A 20,072-nucleotide genomic window follows, 5' to 3' on the forward strand; every position below is an offset into this window, starting at 1 on the left:
ATTCAATAAGCATTTTTATTAAGAAAACCACGTGAAATCGTCATAATCAGTATCTTTATATCTAACATCAACGTCCAATTATTAATGTAGAACAAATCATACTCTATCCTCTTTGTCATCTTTTCTAACGTATCTGTTTCACCGCGCCAACCACAAATCTGCGCCCATCCAGTAATTCCAGGCTTAACTTTGTGTCTCAACATGTAACCGTGAATCAACTTCCGAAACTCCTCGTTATGCGCAATGGCATGGGGTCTGGGGCCAACGAGCGACATCGAGCCGCAGAAGACATTAAAAAGTTGTGGTAATTCATCAAGGGAAGTTTTACGCAAAACACGGCCAATGACGGTCACTCGCCGATCGTCAGGAGTGGCCTGTCTGAAATTTGTATCATCGGATGAGCAATACATCGTCCTGAACTTCAACACATTAATTTCTTTACCTTCGAGGCCATAGCGTTTCTGCTTAAAGAGGATAGGCCCAGGTGAGGTCGCCATGACGGATAAAGCAATAAGCACCATTAATGGCGAGAAGAAGATTATGAGTAACATTGCAACGAACACGTCAAAACAACGCTTAGTTAGCATATTTACACCATTAAATGACGTATCATAAACAGAAATTATTGAAATCCCCTCTATTTCAGCATTGACAGCTCTAAGAAGACCATAAGAAATCGCATTTGGTATATAGTTTACGCTACATGTTGTATTTGATAATTTTGATAATATCCTTTTGAGTTCTTCGTCATTGTAATAGTCTGTAGCAATATATACGTGATTCACTAGACCTATCTGAACATCAGCAAACAAGTCATCTTCATTCCCTAAACGATTAATCAGATTATCACCAATGTGGTCAGTCCCTGAGTTATTGTAAAACCCATGGAGAGAGAACCCGAGCCATGGATAGTTATTAAAGTGCTGGGACAAACGATATGCACTTTCAGACTCACCAAAAATACCGACTTTCTTTATGCGCATGCCTTTTTTTCTTAAGAACCCAAAAAGTAATCTTATGAATATAGCCGAAGTCAGAAAAAGCAATAACGAAGTAAAAAACCAAACAAGAGAAAAAGAGACTAGCTTCGGTTTAATATCATAGAAAAAACAGAAACATGCACCACATAAGATTAGCGATAGTGAAAAGTTAACACCAACGCGATAAATGTTTACCAGCAGATGCTCTCCACTCCATGTGGTATATGCATTATTAATGCCGGAAATAAATTGAAATGCAATGATAACAAATAAAAAAATTAACAGACTCACATCTTCACTGCCAAAAGTGGTTGCAAGCTGCCAGCCCAGAAACACAGAGAATAAATCAAGAAACCGTTGAAGAACAGAAATAACGGATGTATTAGTCTTTGTTTTTGACTTTGACTTTGACTTTGACTTTGACTTTGACTTTGACTTTGAGTTTGAGTTTGAGTTTGAGTTTGAGTTTGAGTTTGAGTTTGAGTTTGAGTTTGAAAAACTGTCCATAACATACCTTCAATAAGCCACCTTAAAAATTATAGGAATCATTTTTAGCATTGTCTAACACAAGCATTTTTTTATGTGACTTTGTCGGTGTTATCAGGCAAAAAAAAACCACTCAGAGCAACATTCCAGTATAAGCACACAAATTACATGCACAGATAAAGAAACACTCTCAGAGTGGTTTAAAAAAAATTAATCAACACCATCAAGCTAGTAGGCGCCATCCCTTTTAAGCACGACAGATATCGTCTTAAAAAGAATTACAATATCATTCCACAAAGCCCAATTTTTCACGTACCAAGCATCGAAGTAAACACGAGTATCATAGTCAATATCATTCCTGCCACTAACTTGCCAAAGCCCAGTCATTCCTGGCTTTGCCATATAGTAGTAGTCAACATCGCCAGCATAGCGTTTAAGCTCTTCTTCGACCACAGGTCGGGGGCCTACCAAACTCATTTCCCCAACAAACACATTCCAAAGTTGGGGTAATTCATCCAAACTGGTCTTTCTGAGGAAATGACCTATACGTGTAATTCTTGGATCATTCTTAAGTTTGAAATCCTTTTTCCACTCCGCTTGTGCTTCGGGATCGTTAGCCAATAAATTCTCCAGTACCTCTTGTGAATTTACCACCATCGACCGAAACTTCAAACATTTAAACTTCACCCCATTATGACCAACCCGTTCGTGGCCATATATTGAACGCCCCCCATCCCGAGAAACTTTATATGCAATGAGCAACAGAAGAGGTGACAAAAGTAACATAATTAACAAGGAACCAATGATATCGAAGGTTCTTTTGATAATTCGAGATGTGCGCTTGGCTAAATTATTATTTACTCTGAGAATCATAACCTCATGGCTAAAAATAAATGACATGTCCGTGCCATACAAAGGAACACCTCGTAAAGTAGGGATCACGGAAATTGAACGACAATTGTTTTTAGCTAAGTTTTTTAACCACCAATCACGAAGGAGGTTTTGCTCAAACTCTAGGGCCACAATAAATTGAGTATTGTCAGCATCAGTAATGCTCCAGAGTTCCGCTTCACTCTTTATTACGGGTATGCAAAAATACTCGTTATCACAGGACTCATCCACACAGACAAAGCCAACAACATCAAAACCCAGATTGCCCTCACTCTGTAAGGCTGCATAAGCCTCAAATGCATTTTTACCCGAGCCTATAATGATTGTCTGTTTTTTCCATAAACCAATAGCATTAAGCCATTTTTTAACAACCACACGGCCAATGGGTACAAGTATCAGAATGGACACCCACGTGATGAGCCAGAGATATCGAGAAAAATTCCATTTTGAAAATGCAACGAGCGCTAAATCCAGAACCGCAAAAATGATTAGCGTTCTGAATATCTCTTTTAACTCGAACCAAAATGGTTTCCTGTAAGTATAATGCCTCAATCTTGTCCAGAACCATAATACACACAGTATAGAAAAGATGAAATGAGCGAAGACCCTTATTCCCATTTCCCCTTCAGGAACGAACTCATAAAAATTCCCAAAGGTGTTTGCTATAAAATAATAGGCAATTAATATGGAAATATTGAAAAATAAAAGATCTGAGAGCGCTAGTGAAATTTTAGAAATGAAAGCGGAAGCAAAACCATTAGATAATTTCATAGAAAAGCCTACACCAAGCCTGATGAATATTCATATAGATACCCCTTAAATTCATTTAAATGAATGCGCTAAAAATAGCGCACTCCGCAGATTATTTTTTTAAATTTATTAACTACATTTTTGACTGATTTTGCACTCAACAAACTCTTTGAACTGTTTATCAAAAACTGCAGTGGAAAAACGCTCTGCGTTATCACGACACGCGCTTGGAGATATATTCATCGACTCAAATCTATTCACCGCGTCAATGATATCCTCCACGCATTGTTTCTTAAAGAATACCCCCGTCGCATTATCACCATCAGCAACGATTGTTTCCGTTGCGCCGCCCTTTCCATATGCAATAACGGGAGTGCCACATGCCTGAGCCTCCAATGGGGCAATACCAAAATCTTCTTCAGCAGCAAAAACAAACGCTTTTGCTCTACCTAGGTGTTCCTTTAAAACCTCAAAGTTCTGATAGCCCATGATAGTGATATTTTTTCCAGCAATCGACTTGATCAATTTATGCTGTGGACCATCTCCAATCACAATAAGCTTTTTTTCAGGCATCTCATTAAATGCCTTGACAATCAGATCAATTTTTTTATATGGCACCTGCCTAGAAGATGTCATATAGAAATCATCTTTGTTAAAAACTGTTGAGAAATCATCGACAAAAACAGGCGGATAAATAACATCTGAATCACGACGATAGCATTTGTTAATTCTGTGTTTTATAAAGTCTGATATCGCAATGAAATGATCTACACCATAACTGCTTCTAATATCCCAAAGGCGGATTTTGTGCAAAAAATAACGTGCGAAAAACGATTTAACCCCAGATTCTAGATTAGACTCTTTCAAATACTGGTGCTGAAGGTCCCAAGCATATCTAATGGGGCTATAACACATGCAGATATGTAACTGATCTGGGCCGGTTATAACCCCTTTTGCCACAGCATGCGAGCTTGAAATAATGACATCATATTTTGAAAGATCGAATTGCTCAACAGCAAAAGGCATTAACGGTAAATACCCTCTGTACTTTTTCTTCGCAAAAGGAAGTTTTTGCACAAAACTCGTAACAACTTTTTTATTCTGTATGAAGTCCCTTTTTTCTAAAAAATCCACCATAGAGAACACATCAGCATCAGGATACACTTTGAGCATTCTTTCGAGGACTCTTTCCGCACCGGCATAAGTGACTAACCAATCATGGACAATAGCAATTTTCATAGTTTTCACATTTACGAGTTAAACATTTTATTTAACGTATGATGTAATATGCCTGAAGGGGCAAAATTAATCATATTTCTAAGTTTTGCGTTATCCCCACGTAAAACTTTTATTTCATTGCTACGAACAAACGCAGGGTTAATTCGTACCTCCATACGGTGCCCACTGATAGACTCCATATCCTCGATTATTTTTTTCAAAGAGATCGAATTACCAGAACATAAATTAACAACCGTAGAGGTATGCTCGCTTTCAAAAAGCTTTACGTAACACGTTGCAATTTCTGAAACGTCAGAAAAATCCCGTTCAACATCAATATTCCCAAGCTCAATTACATCACAATTCCGTTTGAAATGTGACACTATCTTCGGGACAAGAAAGTTTATTCCTTGACCAACCCCTGTGTAATTAAAAGGCCTGGTGACAATAATAGGAATTTGAGAATACCATCCCTTTAGCATGCTTTCCATCGCAAGTTTACTGGAGGCATAGTGGTTAACGGGAATAGGCTCAATGCTCTCATTAATAGTGGAAACCGTAGGGTTACCATAGATATTAGCTGAACTTGAAACTATTACTTTCTTTATATCTATACCAGAAAGTTTTATCGCTTCGATAAGATTGAGAGTCCCAACCGTATTATTTAAATAAAAAACACTGGAGTCACCCTCACCTACAAATGCACTTCCAGCCAAATGAATTATTCCATCAGGTCTGTATTTTAATAAAGTTTCACACAGGCTATCTTTGTTTAGGATATTAAATAAAACTTCTTTATCTAATACAGGGGTGCTGCGCACCCCTACCAATACTTGATAACCCGCCGCTTCAAAAGCCGAGACCACATACTTTCCAGTGAACCCATTACCCCCAGTGACGAGTATTTTCATTTAGCGTACCTTTAGAAAGAATAGCCTTTAGTGTTTCTCTGCAGGTCTGCCTCTACCATCATTTTGGCGAGCTCTTCAAGTGTTGTCTTCGGCTTCCATCCTAAATCATTTTGAGCCTTAACTGGATTACCGATCAAAAGTTCAACTTCAGCAGGACGATAGAATTTAGGATTAATTGTTACTATCGTCTTATCGGTATTCTTATCTACGCCAAACTCATCTTCACCTTGACCGAACCATTCGATATCCATGCCCACTGCTTTAGCGCACAGTGAAACAAAATCACGAACAGTTTCGGTACGATTAGTGGCAAGCACGTACGTATCAGGCTTATCAGCCTGCAGCATGAGGTACATGCCTTCGACGTAATCTTTAGCGAACCCCCAATCCCTTTTAGCGTCTAGGTTACCTAGTTCAATTTTATCCAGTAGTCCCAACTTAATCTTCGCGATACCATCTGAAATTTTTCTCGTAACAAACTCTTGGCCACGAAGTGGAGATTCATGATTGAACAAAATACCACTTGTCGCGAAGATATCGTAGGACTCTCGGTAGTTAACTGTCATCCAGTGTGCGTATAACTTAGCAACGCCGTATGGGCTACGAGGGTAGAACGGTGTAGATTCAACCTGCGGAATTTCTTGTACCTTACCAAACATTTCTGACGTAGATGCCTGGTAGAAACGGATTTTTGGGTTAACAATCCTAATGGCCTCAAGTAAGTTCAGAGGACCAATCCCTGTAATTTCAGCGGTAGTTACTGGCTGTTGGAAAGAAACACCAACAAAACTCTGAGCAGCCAGGTTGTACACCTCGGTAGCGCCCGTTTCCTGTAGCAGACGAATGCTAGCACTAAGATCGGTCAAGTCATACTCAACTAAATGGAGATTCTTATTACTTTCAATACCAAGCTCTTTTATTCTCCAGAAATTTACTGAGCTCGTTCTTCTATATGTACCGTAAACAGTATATCCCTTGTTCAGAAGTAACTCAGCCAAATATGCGCCATCTTGACCTGTAATACCTGTAACAATAGCTTTCATTTTATTTCCTTAATGATATAAAAAATTGAATTACTTCCTTTGAATTCCACCAGGAAGGATCCAACACTCTGCGTTCCAAAACCTGATATGCAACCCAACCAACAAACAAAAGACGATAGAAAGCCCTACAGATAGGTAGAAGTTAAGACCTAAAACCATCAAGACTTTACTAATAAAAGGCATAGAGATCGCATGCGATAGATAAATGGAATAAGATGATCCACCTATCTTTTCTAAAATGCTTCCTTCATTGAAGTTCACATGAAGAGATAGAAATATAATAAAAAAGCAAGGGATGCCAAAATTTACAAACCGTAAATTGGTATCAGCTACGCTCATAATACAAATCAGCAATATAAATATGATGCAGAGTGTATACCAAGGCATTTTAAAGCGATGGTGATAACCCTTTAAATAATAAAGATAGAGTAATGCGCCTAGAAGAAACTCAAAAGCCACATCATTTTTATAAAAATCATTAAAACCCATAGAGTAAGACGATAGATATACAAACAAGATTAACACTGAAACAAAAATAAATCTTAGCTCACTCAGGAAAACAATCGAGAAAAAGAATACAATATAAAAATACATTTCGTAGTTCAAAGTCCAGCCCAATGATACGAGAGGAGGAATATTATCTTTCATTGGAATGAAAAGAAGAGAGTATACAAAATGAGTCACTCCAAATGTCGAGCGGTCAAACTTATCTGGAAATAAAATTAATAACGTAGCAAAGAGAAATATATAAAACCAATAGTTAGGAACTATTCTCAACAAACAGCTTTTCAAAAAAGAAACAGCGCCATGGCATCCGATTTTGTTTTTTGCCGAGTAAAATATAATAAATCCACTAACGATGAAGAATAAATCAGCACCTGCCTGCCCCGCATTGAAAACCGGACTGCTTAGTTTTTTAGTGACAAGATTTTCTGTTGAGTGAAAAAAAATAACCAATAATACTACACCACGCATAATTTGTATCGCAGTAAGTTTATTTGATTTCATCATAAATTCACTTTACAGGCGCATCCATTAAAACTGAGTAAAGCTTATTCCTCCTAACCTCCAGCTCAGTTTCCTCATAGTTTTGGCTTTTTTGCAAATTCTGTTCTGAAAGCAGAACGCAATAATCCGGATTATCAATAAGATTTATTATTCTTTTCACCAACTCATCAACGTTATCCAACTCGAACAACTCAGAAGCATTGACAATCTCCGGTACGCCGCCAATAGGCGTTGAAAGACAAGGTAGACCTCTCGCCATGGCTTCAATAACACTTCTAGGCAGCCCCTCTTGGCGAGTCGGAAGTGCAAATATATCAAAACTGTCAAGGTACTTGAACACATCAGATTTAGTAGAGACTGCGCCTGGAAACACGACACGATCGGCAATGTCTAATTTCAAAGCAAGATCTTTAAGAACCACCAATTCCTTCCCATCTCCGACAATGGTACATTTGAGCTGAGCCCCCTCAGCTAAACACTTCTTCACCGCTCGCAGGAGGATATCTCCACCTTTATGGGGAGTATCAAGCCGCGCGATAAGACCAATGTGCCATACGTCACCACGGGGGAACAAACGAATTTCTTGGTCCACAATATCGGATGACTTCAATGAAATGGAAGAATAATTAGTGCTAAGAGCCGCATTTTTAGCTGGATATTTATTCTGTAGATAACTCGATGTCACATATGAAATAACATAGGCATTTTTTACAAGCATTTTGAATGTGATATAAGAAAACTGCTGTAGAAAAAACCTTAACTTATGTTTGTAAGAGCCCTTAGCAAAATCATCCCAAGGATCAGAAACAACCTCGATACCATAGGCAGTGTATTTTTTCATGAACCAATCTTGGATCACAGAGGAAAGAATCGTCGGACCACGGACAATGACTTTATCAACCATATCGAGAGAATTAAGTAACTCTTTTCTTAACACACGAAAAAATTTTATCAGCTGTCCTATGCCTTCAAATCCAGTAATAGGAATAGGCTTCACATTTTCAAGTGTAATTTTCACCCAACCATCCGGGACTTGATTAACTTTAGTGACTCGACATATAGGCCTAACGACGGAAAAGACCGCCAAGTATCGAATCCAAAAACTATCACCGTATGTTTGTTTACTTACCCAATAATCGCCATTCGTATCTGACAGCATTCTGTTATTACAAATCACACCCAATACCTGGTTACTTTTCATCCTGTTTGTACCTAGTTAAAGAAATTGCCATAAATAAAAGCAAAGTCATTGAGTATGGATCATGGAACAAATCGTCATACATCAAAACAAATGAAAATAGTAAGAACAACGACAAGCCGTACTCAGCGAGTATCCTCTTCATTCTATAAAGAATAAGAAGAGTAAAGACCAAACCATTCTCTGCCAGTGAACCTAAAATAAACGAGTTGGCATGTGTCTTAAATTCTTCAACACCATTCCCCAAATTCCCCCATATAAATACATCTGTCAGCACTGGGAACTGTTTAAATCCTTGCCCCAATATTGGAGACTGATAAAACATCTTCAAAGCACTTTCCCATAGTTCCAAGCGCAATGTGAATGATGTATTATCCGTCAGTGAGTAGTTTGAATCCAAACGAAGCCAGCCAGCTAAACCTGAATAGTCAATATAGCTAGATATTGCTATCACCGCTAAAACTGAAAATGTAGCCAAAAGTGTTATCTTTATACCGCGTAAATATAACATAACAAATGCAATACTTGCTATTGCAAAATTACCACGGCTATTCGTTATAACCAGGGCCAGAGTTATAACTGCAGCTACTAACATTTGAATTCTAGTATTATCTCTCTTCCCATAGAAATACAAGAGCGGGAAGAAAGAAAGGAAGAATGAGTTAATATTGGGGTGTAAAAACACTCCTGGGGCACGAAAACCATCGCCATACTTGAAGTTGAATTCCTGCCATGACTCGAGATAAATTGTTGAACCAAAAAACTGCAACACAGAAACAAAAAGCAGGAAGAAATACAGTATGTTAACTTCGATAGGTATCTTTCCAGCATCGTAATTATGTTGATATTTAATGAAAAAGGCTATACCCCAAATTAAATATTCAAAATACCGAACCATTCCAACTATTGTGGGAAGCTGCACACCATGTCTAATTGAAGAGTTAATCGAAATCAAACAACAAATAAGCACATAACTAATAATAAAAATGAAGGATTTAGTTCGAATGGAGTGTGGGATGTTAGCCACCACATAGAAAAATGTCATCGCAGTAAAGATATCAATAAAATAAACATCGCCATTACCGATATTGAACTTTATGCACCCCAGCAAAAATGCTGTATTTATATATATTCCCCACCAAGATATTTTAATGTTCGACATATTTTTTCTTTAATTTTGTCATGTAGACAGATGAGAAAAGGACAAGAAGAAGAGTTTCAGAAAATAACGTTATACCTACGGCCCCAGTCACTCCGTACATTGGTATAAAGACAAGTCCTAATACCGCATTAAGAACCGCTGTTATAATAGACATATAGGCTCTTAACTTCTGGCAACCCATTGCCGTTATCCCATCGGCGAAAACGTAGTGGATACTCATAATTATTGGGGCTGGCAATAACAAATAGACCATGTTTTTGGCATTCGCATATTCATCCCCGAAGAAAGACAGTATAAGCGGCAGAAAAATAATTATCCCAACACCAATCAGCGAAGACATCGCCACACAGAGCGCGATAAGTCTTTTAATTTTTTCCCTAAGGGCAGCCTTATTTTCCAAGGAACCTAGATGATATAGAGTAGGAGCCTGAATAGATAAAACCGCAGAAACAGGTACAAACACCAAGCTGATCAACTTATATGCAATATTGTAATTCGCAACGTCTCTCAGGTTGTTAGCAGCCCCTAGAATGACCTTATCCGAGTCTGTATAAACTGTTTTAGCCGTTGTTGCCAATGAAAAGTAAACCGCTTCTCTCATCATATGTGTAGCTTTCTGGAATTGAAGCTTCAAGTTTGATTTGACACTTCTTAACTCCTCCCAGCACATCACTGGCAAAATGAAAACTAATGACGAAACAAAATTAACATAAATAAAATCATCAGAAATCCCCCACCAAAATACAGCAAAGACAATTAGCAATTTAAAAACAATGAATGCAACCGGGAATAAAGAAAACGCCAGTTTATTTCCCTTCGCCAAATACATTTGTGATAGTAATTCTATTTGCCTGAATACGAACAACTCCGCGATTAGTACCAATGCAACTGTAGAATAGCTGGTTTTATACAACAAGGCGGCAACAGGAGTTAACACCAGGGTGCCAATCGCGAGTAACAAGGCACCTAAATAGTAGTAACTTCTAAACAAACTAAAGTCTTTATCTGAAGCGTGAACTTTTATTATGCAGGGGCCAATGCCAAGAATAATAAGCGGACTTAGGATATTACACAATGCGGACACAGAGGCCCACAAGCCAAACTTATCGGCACCGAGCATTTTAGCTGCAATTGTAAAATACAGAAACTGAAAACCTAATTTTACAAATTGGCATACTATATTGACTATACTTCCTTTCATCAGACTACCCGTTGCTACCCTGTTAGGATTATGCGAAAGTTTCCTGAGCGGTTTTTTCCCAGCTATAAGATGCTGCTTTCTTCCCGCATGTTTTCTTCAAAGCAGCTAACTTTTCAGCATCGTAATATAGTTGACGAATCGCCTTTGCGATTCCCTCGCTTGACTCCTCGACTATTACACCTAACTCCGAGCTTACTACCTCTGGTATGGCACCCACGTTAGTTGCTAAAGAAGGCACTCCACATGCAGCGGCTTCAAGAAAAACGAGACCGAAACCTTCTACCTTTCTAACATCGGTCCGCGCAGCTAAAACAAACAAGTCAGACTCACGATACTTAGACTTAACTTCATCATCATTTAAATTATCGAAAATGTTGATATGGACACAATGTTTCTCTGCCAATTCATTAAGCTGTTTTTTGTAGCTATCATCTCCTCTTCCGATAATGTTGTAGGTTATTTTCTCTGCCAATTCGGATTGAGAAATAGCCTTAATGACTAGGTCATGCCCTTTCCTCGAGTCCAGTCTGCCGACAGTAACTAAAACAAAATCCCTCGCTGCATCAACGTCATCAATCGATGCTACATGGCCGACCTCAATTTCTTTCCGCCACGACTCATCAATACCCAGCAATACGGTTTTACATGGTAACACTTCACTTTCAGGGAAGTTCTCAACCATGATATTTCTTGTATATTCACTGATAGGATACAGAGCCGTGACATCTTTAAATGGCGACAGTATTTTTACAAATGGAGATATGCGACCATTTCTAAAATTAAGGATCTCACTCCCATAAACCGTGCTCGTGAATTTTATTTTTTCTTTCCAGGGCATAAATTTATTTCTAAAACATACCGCCAGCCAAAAGGGCCAATCGGCCACATGAACTCTGTCATAGTCACTAGGCTGGATTGCTGCTACCTCTCTTATAATCTGAGGAAACTCCTTCCATGTAAATTTTCCACCAGAATATCGATTTACCGTTAGCGTTCCAAAATCTTTTGACTCTTCTTTTTGATAACTTGGTGCGATAAGCTCAACCGAAATATCTCCCGGTTTATGTTGAACAAGCATTTGAGTATAACGAGAAATCCCTCCATTGAAGGGACTGTACTCATTGGTCAAAACTAACACTTTTTTCATTAGTGCTTATCCTTACCTTTGTTGTCACTTTTATATTCATATTGGTAATAGCCATAATTTGAATAGTAAGAGCCCAACTTTCTGACCATCGCGTTAAGAATGACGCCTTTGATTTCAACTCCATTTTGCTCAAAACGACGAATACTCACTTCAACTTCTTTGACTGTGTTGACATCAAAACGGGCAACCATTAGTGAAGTCCCAACATGGTGCCCAATAATTGCTGCATCAGTTACAGCCAGAATAGGTGGAGTATCGACCAGAACAAAGTCATAATTTTCGCTTGCCCAAGCCAATAACTTTTCGAAACGCTCGCTCATCAACAATTCAGATGGATTCGGCGGGACTTTGCCTCGAGGCAAAACATCTAAATTAGCAACAGTAGAATGAACGACAGTTTGAGCTGGGCTGACTTGCCCGGCAAGTATCGTTGAAAGACCATTGCTCGCATTAACGCCAAAGATATCGTGAATATATCCTTTACGCATATCGCTATCGATCACCAGAACTTTCTGACCCGACTGGGCAATAGTTGCAGCCAAGTTTACGCTAACGAAAGTCTTACCAATAGACGGACTCGCACCAGAAATCATTAGAATATTGTTTTTTGCATCGAGCATTGCAAAGTGCAAACTTGTTCTCAAACTCCTGATAGCTTCAACAGCCAAGTCTGCAGGATTCCCTGTCGCCAAAAGCTCATTTGAGCGCGTGTTGAGTTTTTTTCCACGCAACTTCAGTTCTTTATCCCTCGCGCTTTGCCATTCGGACAGTGGAATGCTTGCGTAAACGTTCACTCCATTGCTTTCCAGCTCTTCTGCGCTGTCAATGCCTTTATGAAGCAACATTTTGACCAACACCAACGTTATTGAAGAAACAGCTCCCAAAATGATAGCGAACAGGATAACGAAGATTTTCTTTGGTTTTACCGGTTTCAGCTGCGTATCCGCATAGTCAACAATCCTTACGTTGCCTACCGTACTCGCTTTATTGATACTTAGCTCTTGCTGTTTGTTTAACAGCTGCATGTAGACTTCTTGCCCAGCCTGGACATCGCGCGTTAGGCTCAGAATTTCCTGCTGCGTTTTGGGCATATTGCTAACGCGTTTATTCAGCCTAGCCTTTTCTTTTTCTAATGTTGCTCTCTTCTCATTCAGTGCTCTGTATGCCGGGTGTTCTTTCGTATACAACTTAGAGATTTCGGCTTCTTTAAAGGTTAATTCATTTAACTGCGACTCTACAGCCACCATCGTATCCAATACAGATTTGGCTTCTAGAGATAAATCTACAGAGTCGTTCTGCTGACGAAATTGGTTCAGTTTGTTTTCTGCCAAATCGAGGTTTTGTCGAACCTGTGGTAGCTGAGTCTTAAGAAACTCCAGGCTCTTACCCGCTTCTTCGGATTTCCTCTCGACATTCTGTTGCAGATAATTATTGATAATACTGTTTAAAATTTTTCTGATTTGAACGGAATCATCACCCGTTAGACTCAAGGCCAGTATTCCTGTATCTTTACCTTTATCCGCAACAGTTAATCTATCCACTAAATCATTGATGGCATCCAGGCGAGGTCGTTTTTTAAGCGTGAAACCAGTGCCATCGCTTCCTCGGAAATCGCTGACCAGTATGCTCACGCCATGCCCTGTAGCCAATTTTCCCACAACGCCTTCGAGTATCTTATCGCCCGAGTATGATAGTTCATAAGCATCGTGACTCTTGAAAGTAAGATCTAACTTCTCGTCCAGCAAATAATCTGTAACATGTAAACTGCTTAACGCGACTTGAGGCCTTTCGGAACTACTTTTAGTTAAACGTGAAAAGCCTTTCCCAAATACAGGGAAATAGTTTGGCTCAACTTCGGTATCTAAATTCATTTCATCCAGAGTTTTACCGATCACCATCCTTGACTTTATTAATTCAATTTCTGTCGCAGAGACTGGTTGGCTATCAGGAAGGACTTTGGAGATATCATTCAATATTGAGCTACCCATATTTTGCTCAACTTGAACCAGGGCATCGGCCTGATATATCGGAGTGGCGAATACAACATAGATCAACCCGACGACAGCAAATATAGTTGTTATACCTGTAATCAACCAGCGATGATCAATTAGCGTCCCGATCAAGCGACCTAAATCTATATCTTCGTTCTTCGCTACGTTTGGGGATACCGCCCCCTTATTTTTTTCTAACATCATAGGCCTTATAAATTATTTATTCAGCGCCTGAGCCCACTTTTCAGCAGACTCATCGAGAAGTTTATAAATGTGCTCAAATGCTTCTTTGCTTTGACGATAGGGGTCGGCAATTTCTTTTTTGCCTATCCAATGACCAAAAAGCATTGTTTTTCCGCGGACCTCGGGTTGAATATGGCTTACTGCATCAATATGTTTCTTTTCCATCACCAAAATAAGATCATATTGTCTGCATAACGTAGCAGTTAGTTGCTGAGCAACATGCCCCTCTAAGGAGAGATTGTTTTCTGAAGCAACCTCGATGGCAGTATCATCTGCGGAATGCCCCTTCAAAGCACCAAGCCCTGCAGAAGCTATTTTTTTTTGTGGTAACTTTTGCTTAAGAAGCCGCTCCCCAATAGGGGAGCGGCATATGTTGCCAACACATACAACTAAAATAGAATCAAACATATATTAGTTCCATTGTTTGATAAACCGCACCGTTTCGGTCATATCGTGTACGCCAGTGATTGTCGGCACCAATTGCATTACCACACGATTCCAGCGAACGACAGGCGCCGTTGTCACATAGACAATATCGTAGGGTTGCAGCTGGAACTCTGTCCCCATAACAAGCGCAGAAGCATCAGAGGCGTTCAACTGATAAATATTGGCAATCTTCTTCCCTTCACTTCCACGCAAAGGTCGAATTACGAATACGCCTGTTGCATCTGACATTGCTTGATCCATCCCCTCTGCATTACCCAATGCTTCAGTTAAGGTCATCCCGCTACGGTCCATGCGCAGTGTCGACTGCTTTTTCACTTCACCCATCACAAATACTTTCAGATCGTCATTGCGCGGGATATACAAGATATCGCCCGGGTACAGTAAATGGTTCTGCGTGAGGTCACCTTTCTGCATCAATGCCTGCAGGGATATATGGTGTTCTTTGCCATTGTGCGTCAATACCACGTTTCGCCAGTCCGCATTAGCGCTAAGCCCCCCCGCAGCATTCACCGCGTCCATAATCGTCAATGGAACGTTAGTGATAGGTTGCTGGCCTGATTTCTCCACTTCGCCGGTCACATAAACTTTCTGTGAACGGAATGCGGCGATGCTGACGTCAACTTGCGGGCTCTCGATATACTGAGCAAGACGGCCGGCAATATCACTGCGCACCTGACTGACTGTTTTTCCTGCAACTTTCACTTTGCCAATGTACGGATAGAAAATAGTCCCGTCCGAGTTAACCCAGTTGCCGGTATCACTGGCACTGCGGTATTGCCCCGCAGGCGTCGTCAGCTCTGGGTGATCCCAAACGGTCACCATCAGCACATCGCCAACGCCAATGCGGTATTCGTAATTTTGCAACTCGCGTTCTAACGCGGAATTAGGCTGTGCAACCACGGGTTTCGACCGTAGCTTCTCGATAAGGCCAGGGGTCATCGGATAAATATTAACCAATTTATCAAGATCAAAATCGCTATCTTGCTGTTTTACGACGTCTTTGCCACTGGTTGAAAGATGAGAGCCCGGCACGATAGTACAGCCGCTGACCACACTGATAGATACCAGAAGCGGTATCAGTTTCCATTGTTTTTTTGCCATCGAGTTATCATCACTTTCAAAGTAAAAAATGCATGTAATGCCAAGTCCCAGGCCAACCATGGCGCCTACCGCGGCACTCAGCGAAATGAGTTATCAATGCTCACACGAAGACATCCTAAAACGCACTTTCATTGAGCAAGTGTTGAATTCAGATTTGTTAGACTGAAAGCCTAGGAGCATTATTGCATAGTTCTTAAATAAAAAGAGCAGCATAAGCACCGTCGTTTTTGCCTAAACATAGCGGAGGACGGTCAGGTATCGCTCCAAACCAGTCAGCATAAAGGTAATTGATAAACGCTACAGAGAGAGTTGCTCCGCCCACTTACGGAAGGCCTTACCCTGCGTTGGGTGGCGTAAGCCATACGTCACGAATGCCCGCAAGTAGCCCATCTTTTCACCGCAGTTAAATGACTCGCCAATCAACTCTGTGGCCTCTACCGTCTGATGTTTCAGCAATTCGGCAATCGCGTCCGTCAACTGAATGCGCCCCCAGGCGCCCGGCTCGGTTTTTTCCAAAATGGGCCAGATAGCGGCTGAAAGCACGTAGCGCCCAACGGCTGAATAGTTGGATTTCAGCTGAACATCGCTGTCTGGTTTTTCGATAATCGCGGTAATAGGTGAGGACTCACCTTGCCGCAATGCATTGTTCTGGCACTCCACAACGGAATAGTTGCGCAAAACATGCTCATCCACGGGTTGGATCAGTACCTGACTCAACCCCGTCTCTTCAAAGCGGGAACTGAGGTGGGCCAGGTTATCTTTTTTCAGATCGGCTTTAGCGTCGTCAAGCAACACATCCGGCAACAGCACCACGAAAGGAGAGTCTCCGATCAGTGGTTTGGCACAAAGCACCGCATGACCCAACCCTTTAGGTTGCCCTTGCCTAATATGCATTAACGTTACGCCTTTCGGCGTTATCGATTGGACTTCATCCAACAACTGGCGCTTAACGCGAGCTTCGAGCATCGCTTCCAATTCAAAGGACGTATCGAAATGGTTTTCTATTGCATTTTTAGATGAATGCGTAACCAGAATAATCTCTTTGATACCTGCCGCTACGCACTCATTAACAATATATTGAATCAAGGGCTTATCGACGATCGGCAACATCTCTTTAGGAATCGCTTTGGTCGCCGGTAGCATATGCATGCCCAGGCCAGCGACAGGAATGACAGCTTTCAACTTCGTCATGCTCGTCCTCTTCAATCTTGTGAACGTACTCAGCCACATGTTAGTTGTTATTCAAGGCCAGCTTCAACCATTGCGAGAAATCTTCACCTTCTGTGGCATGGCGCAGACCGTATTGCACAAAGGCCTTCATATAACCAAGTTTATCGCCGCAGTCGTGTGATTTACCGCTCATATGGAAGGCTTCCACTATTTGCTCATCCATCAGCATAGCGATAGCGTCGGTCAACTGGATTTCATCGCCCGCGCCTGGAGGCGTCTTCTCGAGTAACGGCCAAATAGCGGCGGAAAGCACGTAGCGCCCCACAACCGCCAGGTTAGATGGCGCTTCCTCGCGTGCGGGTTTTTCCACCACTGCCGACATCGGCGCACTTTCGCCTGCAACCAGTGCTACACCCGCACAATCCACTACGCCATATTTTGACACATCCTGCTCTGGTACCGGTTCAACCATGATTTGGCTGCACCCTGTAGCTTCAAAGCGTTGGATCATTTTAGCCAGGTTTTCTTTACGAAGATCCGTAGTTGCATCATCCAACAACACATCTGGCAGCAAGACGACAAAAGGGGAATCCCCTACCATGGGTTTCGCGCACAATACCGCATGCCCGAGCCCTTTCGCTTGTCCCTGACGCACCTGCATCACGGTAACGTCCGGCGGACAAATACTTTGAACTTCACTCAAGAGCTGGCGTTTCACACGCGCTTCTAGCATAGCCTCCAGCTCAAACGAAGTGTCAAAATGGTTTTCAATCGCGTTTTTCGATGAGTGCGTAACCAATACGATGTCTTTAATCCCCGCCGCCACGCATTCAGCAACAATGTACTGGATTAAGGGCTTATCGGCCACGGGCAACATTTCTTTAGGAATCGCCTTGGTCGCCGGCAACATACGGGTTCCCAACCCCGCAACGGGGATCACTGCCTTGAGTCTTGTTTGCATTTTCATTCCAATTCATCGTAGCGCTGCATTCACCTGCGCAGCGTGAACAGAGGGATTCAATCGGGCACGCTACCGCCCTTGGCTTGCAGCTACCAAAGTACTGTTATGACGTATCCACCACGTCATTGCATGAGCCAAACAATTTTATGCAAAACGGCTCTCATTCTTCGTTTGAACTGCCATGCCGTTCACAAAAAAGTGAAAAAACGGTGCTTTTATAACCAAACAATGCGAGTTACTGCCGTTATATGACTAAGATTCTTATACTAATGTCTAAGTGATACAAGCCTTAGATCTCCCCAGCCAGCCGTTTTCAGAATAAGACTACTCATGCAGCATGCTGATACGAAGCATAGCTTAAGAAAATTGTTTCAATACTTTGATTTAAATAAATTTAATAAGCGTTTTTTTCTGAGCGCATCACATTTCGGTTAATATCTGCCCCCTACCCTGTCACCGTCGGCGATCGCAGTTTGCGGCAATCGGCCGTTGCCTCCGGATTAAAGTTGAATTTTGCCGCCTCAACGCCCATCATTCCCGAGCGGCATAAGCCGTAGAACTTACAGGTGAAATTGGGCGTATGGAATGGATCGCTGATCCAACAATTTGGGCCGGCCTGGCCACGTTGGTCGTGCTGGAAATCGTGCTGGGTATAGACAACCTTGTCTTCATCGCCATTCTGGCGGACAAACTACCAAAACAACAAAGAGATAAGGCCCGTGTCGTCGGTCTGTTGTTGGCGCTGGTCATGCGTCTGGCGCTGCTCGCCTCCATCTCGTGGCTGGCGACGCTGACCAAACCGATGTTCATCGTTGCGGAGCACCCCTTCAGCGGCCGCGATCTGATCATGCTGGTCGGCGGGATATTCCTGCTGTTCAAGGCCACCATGGAGCTGAACGAGCGGCTGGAAGGCAAGGATGAAGAGCAGCACGGCGCGCGCAAAGGCGCGCGTTTCTGGCCGGTGGTGGCGCAGATCGTGGTGCTGGACGCCGTTTTCTCGCTCGACTCGGTGATCACCGCCGTTGGGATGGTCGATCACCTGGCGGTGATGATGATCGCGGTCTGTATCGCCATCGGCCTGATGCTGCTGGCCAGCAAACCGCTGACGCGTTTCGTCAACGCTCACCCGACTATCGTTATCCTGTGCCTGAGCTTCCTGCTGATGATCGGTTTCAGCCTGGTGGCGGAGGGCTTCGGCTACCACATTCCGAAAGGCTATCTCTACGCGGCGATCGGCTTCTCGGTAATGATCGAGGCATTGAACCAGTTGGCGCAGTTCAACCGCCGTCGTTTCCTGTCAAAGGTGCGGCCACTGCGCGAGCGCACCGCCGAGGCTGTGCTGCGTATGCTGAGCGGCAAACATGAAGAAGCGGAGGTCGACAGCCATTCCGCCAACCTGCTGGCGGACAGCGACAGCGAAAACGGCGAGATCTTCAACCAGCAAGAGCGGCGCATGATCGAACGCGTGCTGGGCATGGCGCAGCGCACCGTCAGCAGCATCATGACCTCGCGTCACGACGTCGAATACCTTGAGCTGAACGATCCGCAGGAAAAGCTGACGCAGTTGCTGGAGCGTAATCAGCACACGCGCATCGTGGTGGTGGAAAGCAGCGCCAGCGATGAGCCGCTGGGCGTGATCCACACCATCGACGTCCTCAAACAGCAGCTGGCGCAAGCGCCGCTGGATCTGCGTGCGCTGATACGCCAACCGTTGATCTTCCCGGAACAGCTCACGCTGTTAAGCGCCCTGGAACAATTCCGCCAGGCGCAGACGCACTTTGCCTTTGTGGTCGATGAGTTCGGCTCCGTCGAAGGCGTCGTCACCCTGACGGACGTGATGGAAACCATCGCCGGCAACCTGCCGGAGGCCGGCGAAGAGGTGGACGCACGCCACGACATTCAGCAAAACGAGGACGGCAGCTGGATCGCCAACGGCTATATGCCGCTGGAAGATCTGGTGTTGTACTTGCCGATGCCGCTGGAAGAAAAGCGCGAATACCACACGCTGGCGGGGCTATTGATGGAACACAGCCAGCGCGTGCCGCAAGAAGGCGAACAAATCAGGATCGGTGACTACCTGTTCGAGCCGTTGGAGGTCAGCAGCCACCGCATCCTTAAAGTGAAGATCACCCCGCCTCTCCCAGCGGAGGACTACGAGGTTTAA

16 protein-coding genes are annotated in these 20,072 nt (G+C 42.6%); 1 reads left to right on the top strand and 15 read right to left on the bottom strand.

All coding sequences use genetic code 11. The annotated features are described in order from the left end of the window. Positions 1-2 precede the first annotated feature (2 nt). The 15 genes from REA38_RS03980 to galU form a co-directional block, all read right to left on the bottom strand. A complete protein-coding gene (locus REA38_RS03980; RefSeq protein ID WP_308885064.1) occupies positions 3-1,316 on the bottom strand; it encodes an undecaprenyl-phosphate glucose phosphotransferase in 1,314 nt (437 codons plus the stop codon). 378 nt (positions 1,317-1,694) lie between these two features. Continuing rightward, positions 1,695-3,128: an undecaprenyl-phosphate galactose phosphotransferase WbaP gene (wbaP, locus tag REA38_RS03985; protein ID WP_161725641.1), complete on the bottom strand. Its 1,434-nt coding sequence runs from the start codon at positions 3,126-3,128 to the stop codon at positions 1,695-1,697. Positions 3,129-3,236: 108 nt separating this feature from the next. Next, positions 3,237-4,346, bottom strand: coding sequence for a glycosyltransferase family 4 protein (locus tag REA38_RS03990; RefSeq protein WP_308885069.1), 1,110 nt, complete (start codon positions 4,344-4,346; stop codon positions 3,237-3,239). An 11-nt stretch (positions 4,347-4,357) separates the two neighbouring features. Further along, entirely contained in the window at positions 4,358-5,236 is an 879-nt protein-coding gene (locus REA38_RS03995) for a GDP-mannose 4,6-dehydratase (protein WP_308885070.1), read from the bottom strand. A gap of 11 nt (positions 5,237-5,247) precedes the next feature. Then, complete coding sequence (gmd, locus tag REA38_RS04000) at positions 5,248-6,279, bottom strand: GDP-mannose 4,6-dehydratase (protein ID WP_308885071.1); 1,032 nt, start codon at positions 6,277-6,279, stop codon at positions 5,248-5,250. A 30-nt stretch (positions 6,280-6,309) separates the two neighbouring features. Then, positions 6,310-7,290 carry an acyltransferase gene (locus tag REA38_RS04005; RefSeq protein WP_308885072.1) on the bottom strand — a complete coding sequence of 327 codons (981 nt, stop codon included), beginning with the start codon at positions 7,288-7,290 and terminating at the stop codon, positions 6,310-6,312. Positions 7,291-7,294: 4 nt separating this feature from the next. Continuing rightward, positions 7,295-8,488, bottom strand: coding sequence for a glycosyltransferase (locus tag REA38_RS04010; protein WP_308885073.1), 1,194 nt, complete (start codon positions 8,486-8,488; stop codon positions 7,295-7,297). After that, the gene (locus REA38_RS04015) at positions 8,478-9,647 is read right to left on the bottom strand and encodes an O-antigen ligase family protein (RefSeq protein ID WP_308885074.1); all 1,170 of its coding nucleotides are present in this window, start codon (positions 9,645-9,647) and stop codon (positions 8,478-8,480) included. The genes REA38_RS04010 and REA38_RS04015 overlap by 11 nt, the downstream gene beginning before the upstream one ends. Next, complete coding sequence (locus tag REA38_RS04020; RefSeq protein WP_308885075.1) at positions 9,634-10,848, bottom strand: oligosaccharide flippase family protein; 1,215 nt, start codon at positions 10,846-10,848, stop codon at positions 9,634-9,636. The genes REA38_RS04015 and REA38_RS04020 overlap by 14 nt, the downstream gene beginning before the upstream one ends. 28 nt (positions 10,849-10,876) lie before the next feature. Further along, positions 10,877-11,995 (bottom strand): glycosyltransferase family 4 protein, encoded by a 1,119-nt coding sequence (locus tag REA38_RS04025; protein WP_308885076.1) that lies wholly within the window; start codon positions 11,993-11,995, stop codon positions 10,877-10,879. Continuing rightward, positions 11,995-14,187: a tyrosine-protein kinase Wzc gene (gene wzc, locus REA38_RS04030; RefSeq protein ID WP_308885077.1), complete on the bottom strand. Its 2,193-nt coding sequence runs from the start codon at positions 14,185-14,187 to the stop codon at positions 11,995-11,997. Before wzc ends, REA38_RS04025 begins: the two co-directional genes overlap by 1 nt. A 15-nt stretch (positions 14,188-14,202) precedes the next feature. Next, complete coding sequence (locus tag REA38_RS04035) at positions 14,203-14,637, bottom strand: protein-tyrosine-phosphatase (RefSeq protein ID WP_041034202.1); 435 nt, start codon at positions 14,635-14,637, stop codon at positions 14,203-14,205. A gap of 3 nt (positions 14,638-14,640) precedes the next feature. Further along, the gene (locus REA38_RS04040; protein ID WP_308885078.1) at positions 14,641-15,777 is read right to left on the bottom strand and encodes a polysaccharide export protein; all 1,137 of its coding nucleotides are present in this window, start codon (positions 15,775-15,777) and stop codon (positions 14,641-14,643) included. Positions 15,778-16,074: 297 nt separating this feature from the next. Further along, the gene (locus REA38_RS04045; protein ID WP_308885079.1) at positions 16,075-16,968 is read right to left on the bottom strand and encodes a sugar phosphate nucleotidyltransferase; all 894 of its coding nucleotides are present in this window, start codon (positions 16,966-16,968) and stop codon (positions 16,075-16,077) included. Positions 16,969-17,008: 40 nt separating this feature from the next. Next, entirely contained in the window at positions 17,009-17,908 is a 900-nt protein-coding gene (gene galU, locus REA38_RS04050) for a UTP--glucose-1-phosphate uridylyltransferase GalU (protein WP_308885274.1), read from the bottom strand. A 580-nt stretch (positions 17,909-18,488) separates the two neighbouring features. Here galU and REA38_RS04055 point away from each other — a divergent pair. Beyond that, the gene (locus REA38_RS04055; RefSeq protein WP_126192399.1) at positions 18,489-20,072 is read left to right on the top strand and encodes a TerC family protein; all 1,584 of its coding nucleotides are present in this window, start codon (positions 18,489-18,491) and stop codon (positions 20,070-20,072) included.

Origin of the sequence: Serratia sp. MF1(2023) (genome assembly GCF_030954545.1) — a bacterium.
Taxonomy (GTDB): domain Bacteria; phylum Pseudomonadota; class Gammaproteobacteria; order Enterobacterales; family Enterobacteriaceae; genus Serratia; species Serratia sarumanii.

Excerpts from the sequence above, each read along its gene's own strand:
- wbaP (WP_161725641.1), bottom strand. The coding sequence starts at position 3,128 with ATGAAATTATCTAATGGTTTTGCTTCCGCTTTCATTTCTAAAATTTCA.
- REA38_RS03990 (WP_308885069.1), bottom strand. The coding sequence starts at position 4,346 with ATGAAAATTGCTATTGTCCATGATTGGTTAGTCACTTATGCCGGTGCG.
- REA38_RS03995 (WP_308885070.1), bottom strand. The coding sequence starts at position 5,236 with ATGAAAATACTCGTCACTGGGGGTAATGGGTTCACTGGAAAGTATGTG.
- gmd (WP_308885071.1), bottom strand. The coding sequence starts at position 6,279 with ATGAAAGCTATTGTTACAGGTATTACAGGTCAAGATGGCGCATATTTG.
- REA38_RS04005 (WP_308885072.1), bottom strand. The coding sequence starts at position 7,290 with ATGATGAAATCAAATAAACTTACTGCGATACAAATTATGCGTGGTGTA.
- REA38_RS04010 (WP_308885073.1), bottom strand. The coding sequence starts at position 8,488 with ATGAAAAGTAACCAGGTATTGGGTGTGATTTGTAATAACAGAATGCTG.
- REA38_RS04015 (WP_308885074.1), bottom strand. The coding sequence starts at position 9,647 with ATGTCGAACATTAAAATATCTTGGTGGGGAATATATATAAATACAGCA.
- REA38_RS04020 (WP_308885075.1), bottom strand. The coding sequence starts at position 10,848 with ATGAAAGGAAGTATAGTCAATATAGTATGCCAATTTGTAAAATTAGGT.
- REA38_RS04025 (WP_308885076.1), bottom strand. The coding sequence starts at position 11,995 with ATGAAAAAAGTGTTAGTTTTGACCAATGAGTACAGTCCCTTCAATGGA.
- wzc (WP_308885077.1), bottom strand. The coding sequence starts at position 14,187 with ATGTTAGAAAAAAATAAGGGGGCGGTATCCCCAAACGTAGCGAAGAAC.
- REA38_RS04035 (WP_041034202.1), bottom strand. The coding sequence starts at position 14,637 with ATGTTTGATTCTATTTTAGTTGTATGTGTTGGCAACATATGCCGCTCC.
- REA38_RS04040 (WP_308885078.1), bottom strand. The coding sequence starts at position 15,777 with ATGGCAAAAAAACAATGGAAACTGATACCGCTTCTGGTATCTATCAGT.
- REA38_RS04045 (WP_308885079.1), bottom strand. The coding sequence starts at position 16,968 with ATGACGAAGTTGAAAGCTGTCATTCCTGTCGCTGGCCTGGGCATGCAT.
- galU (WP_308885274.1), bottom strand. The coding sequence starts at position 17,908 with ATGCAAACAAGACTCAAGGCAGTGATCCCCGTTGCGGGGTTGGGAACC.
- REA38_RS04055 (WP_126192399.1), top strand. The coding sequence starts at position 18,489 with ATGGAATGGATCGCTGATCCAACAATTTGGGCCGGCCTGGCCACGTTG.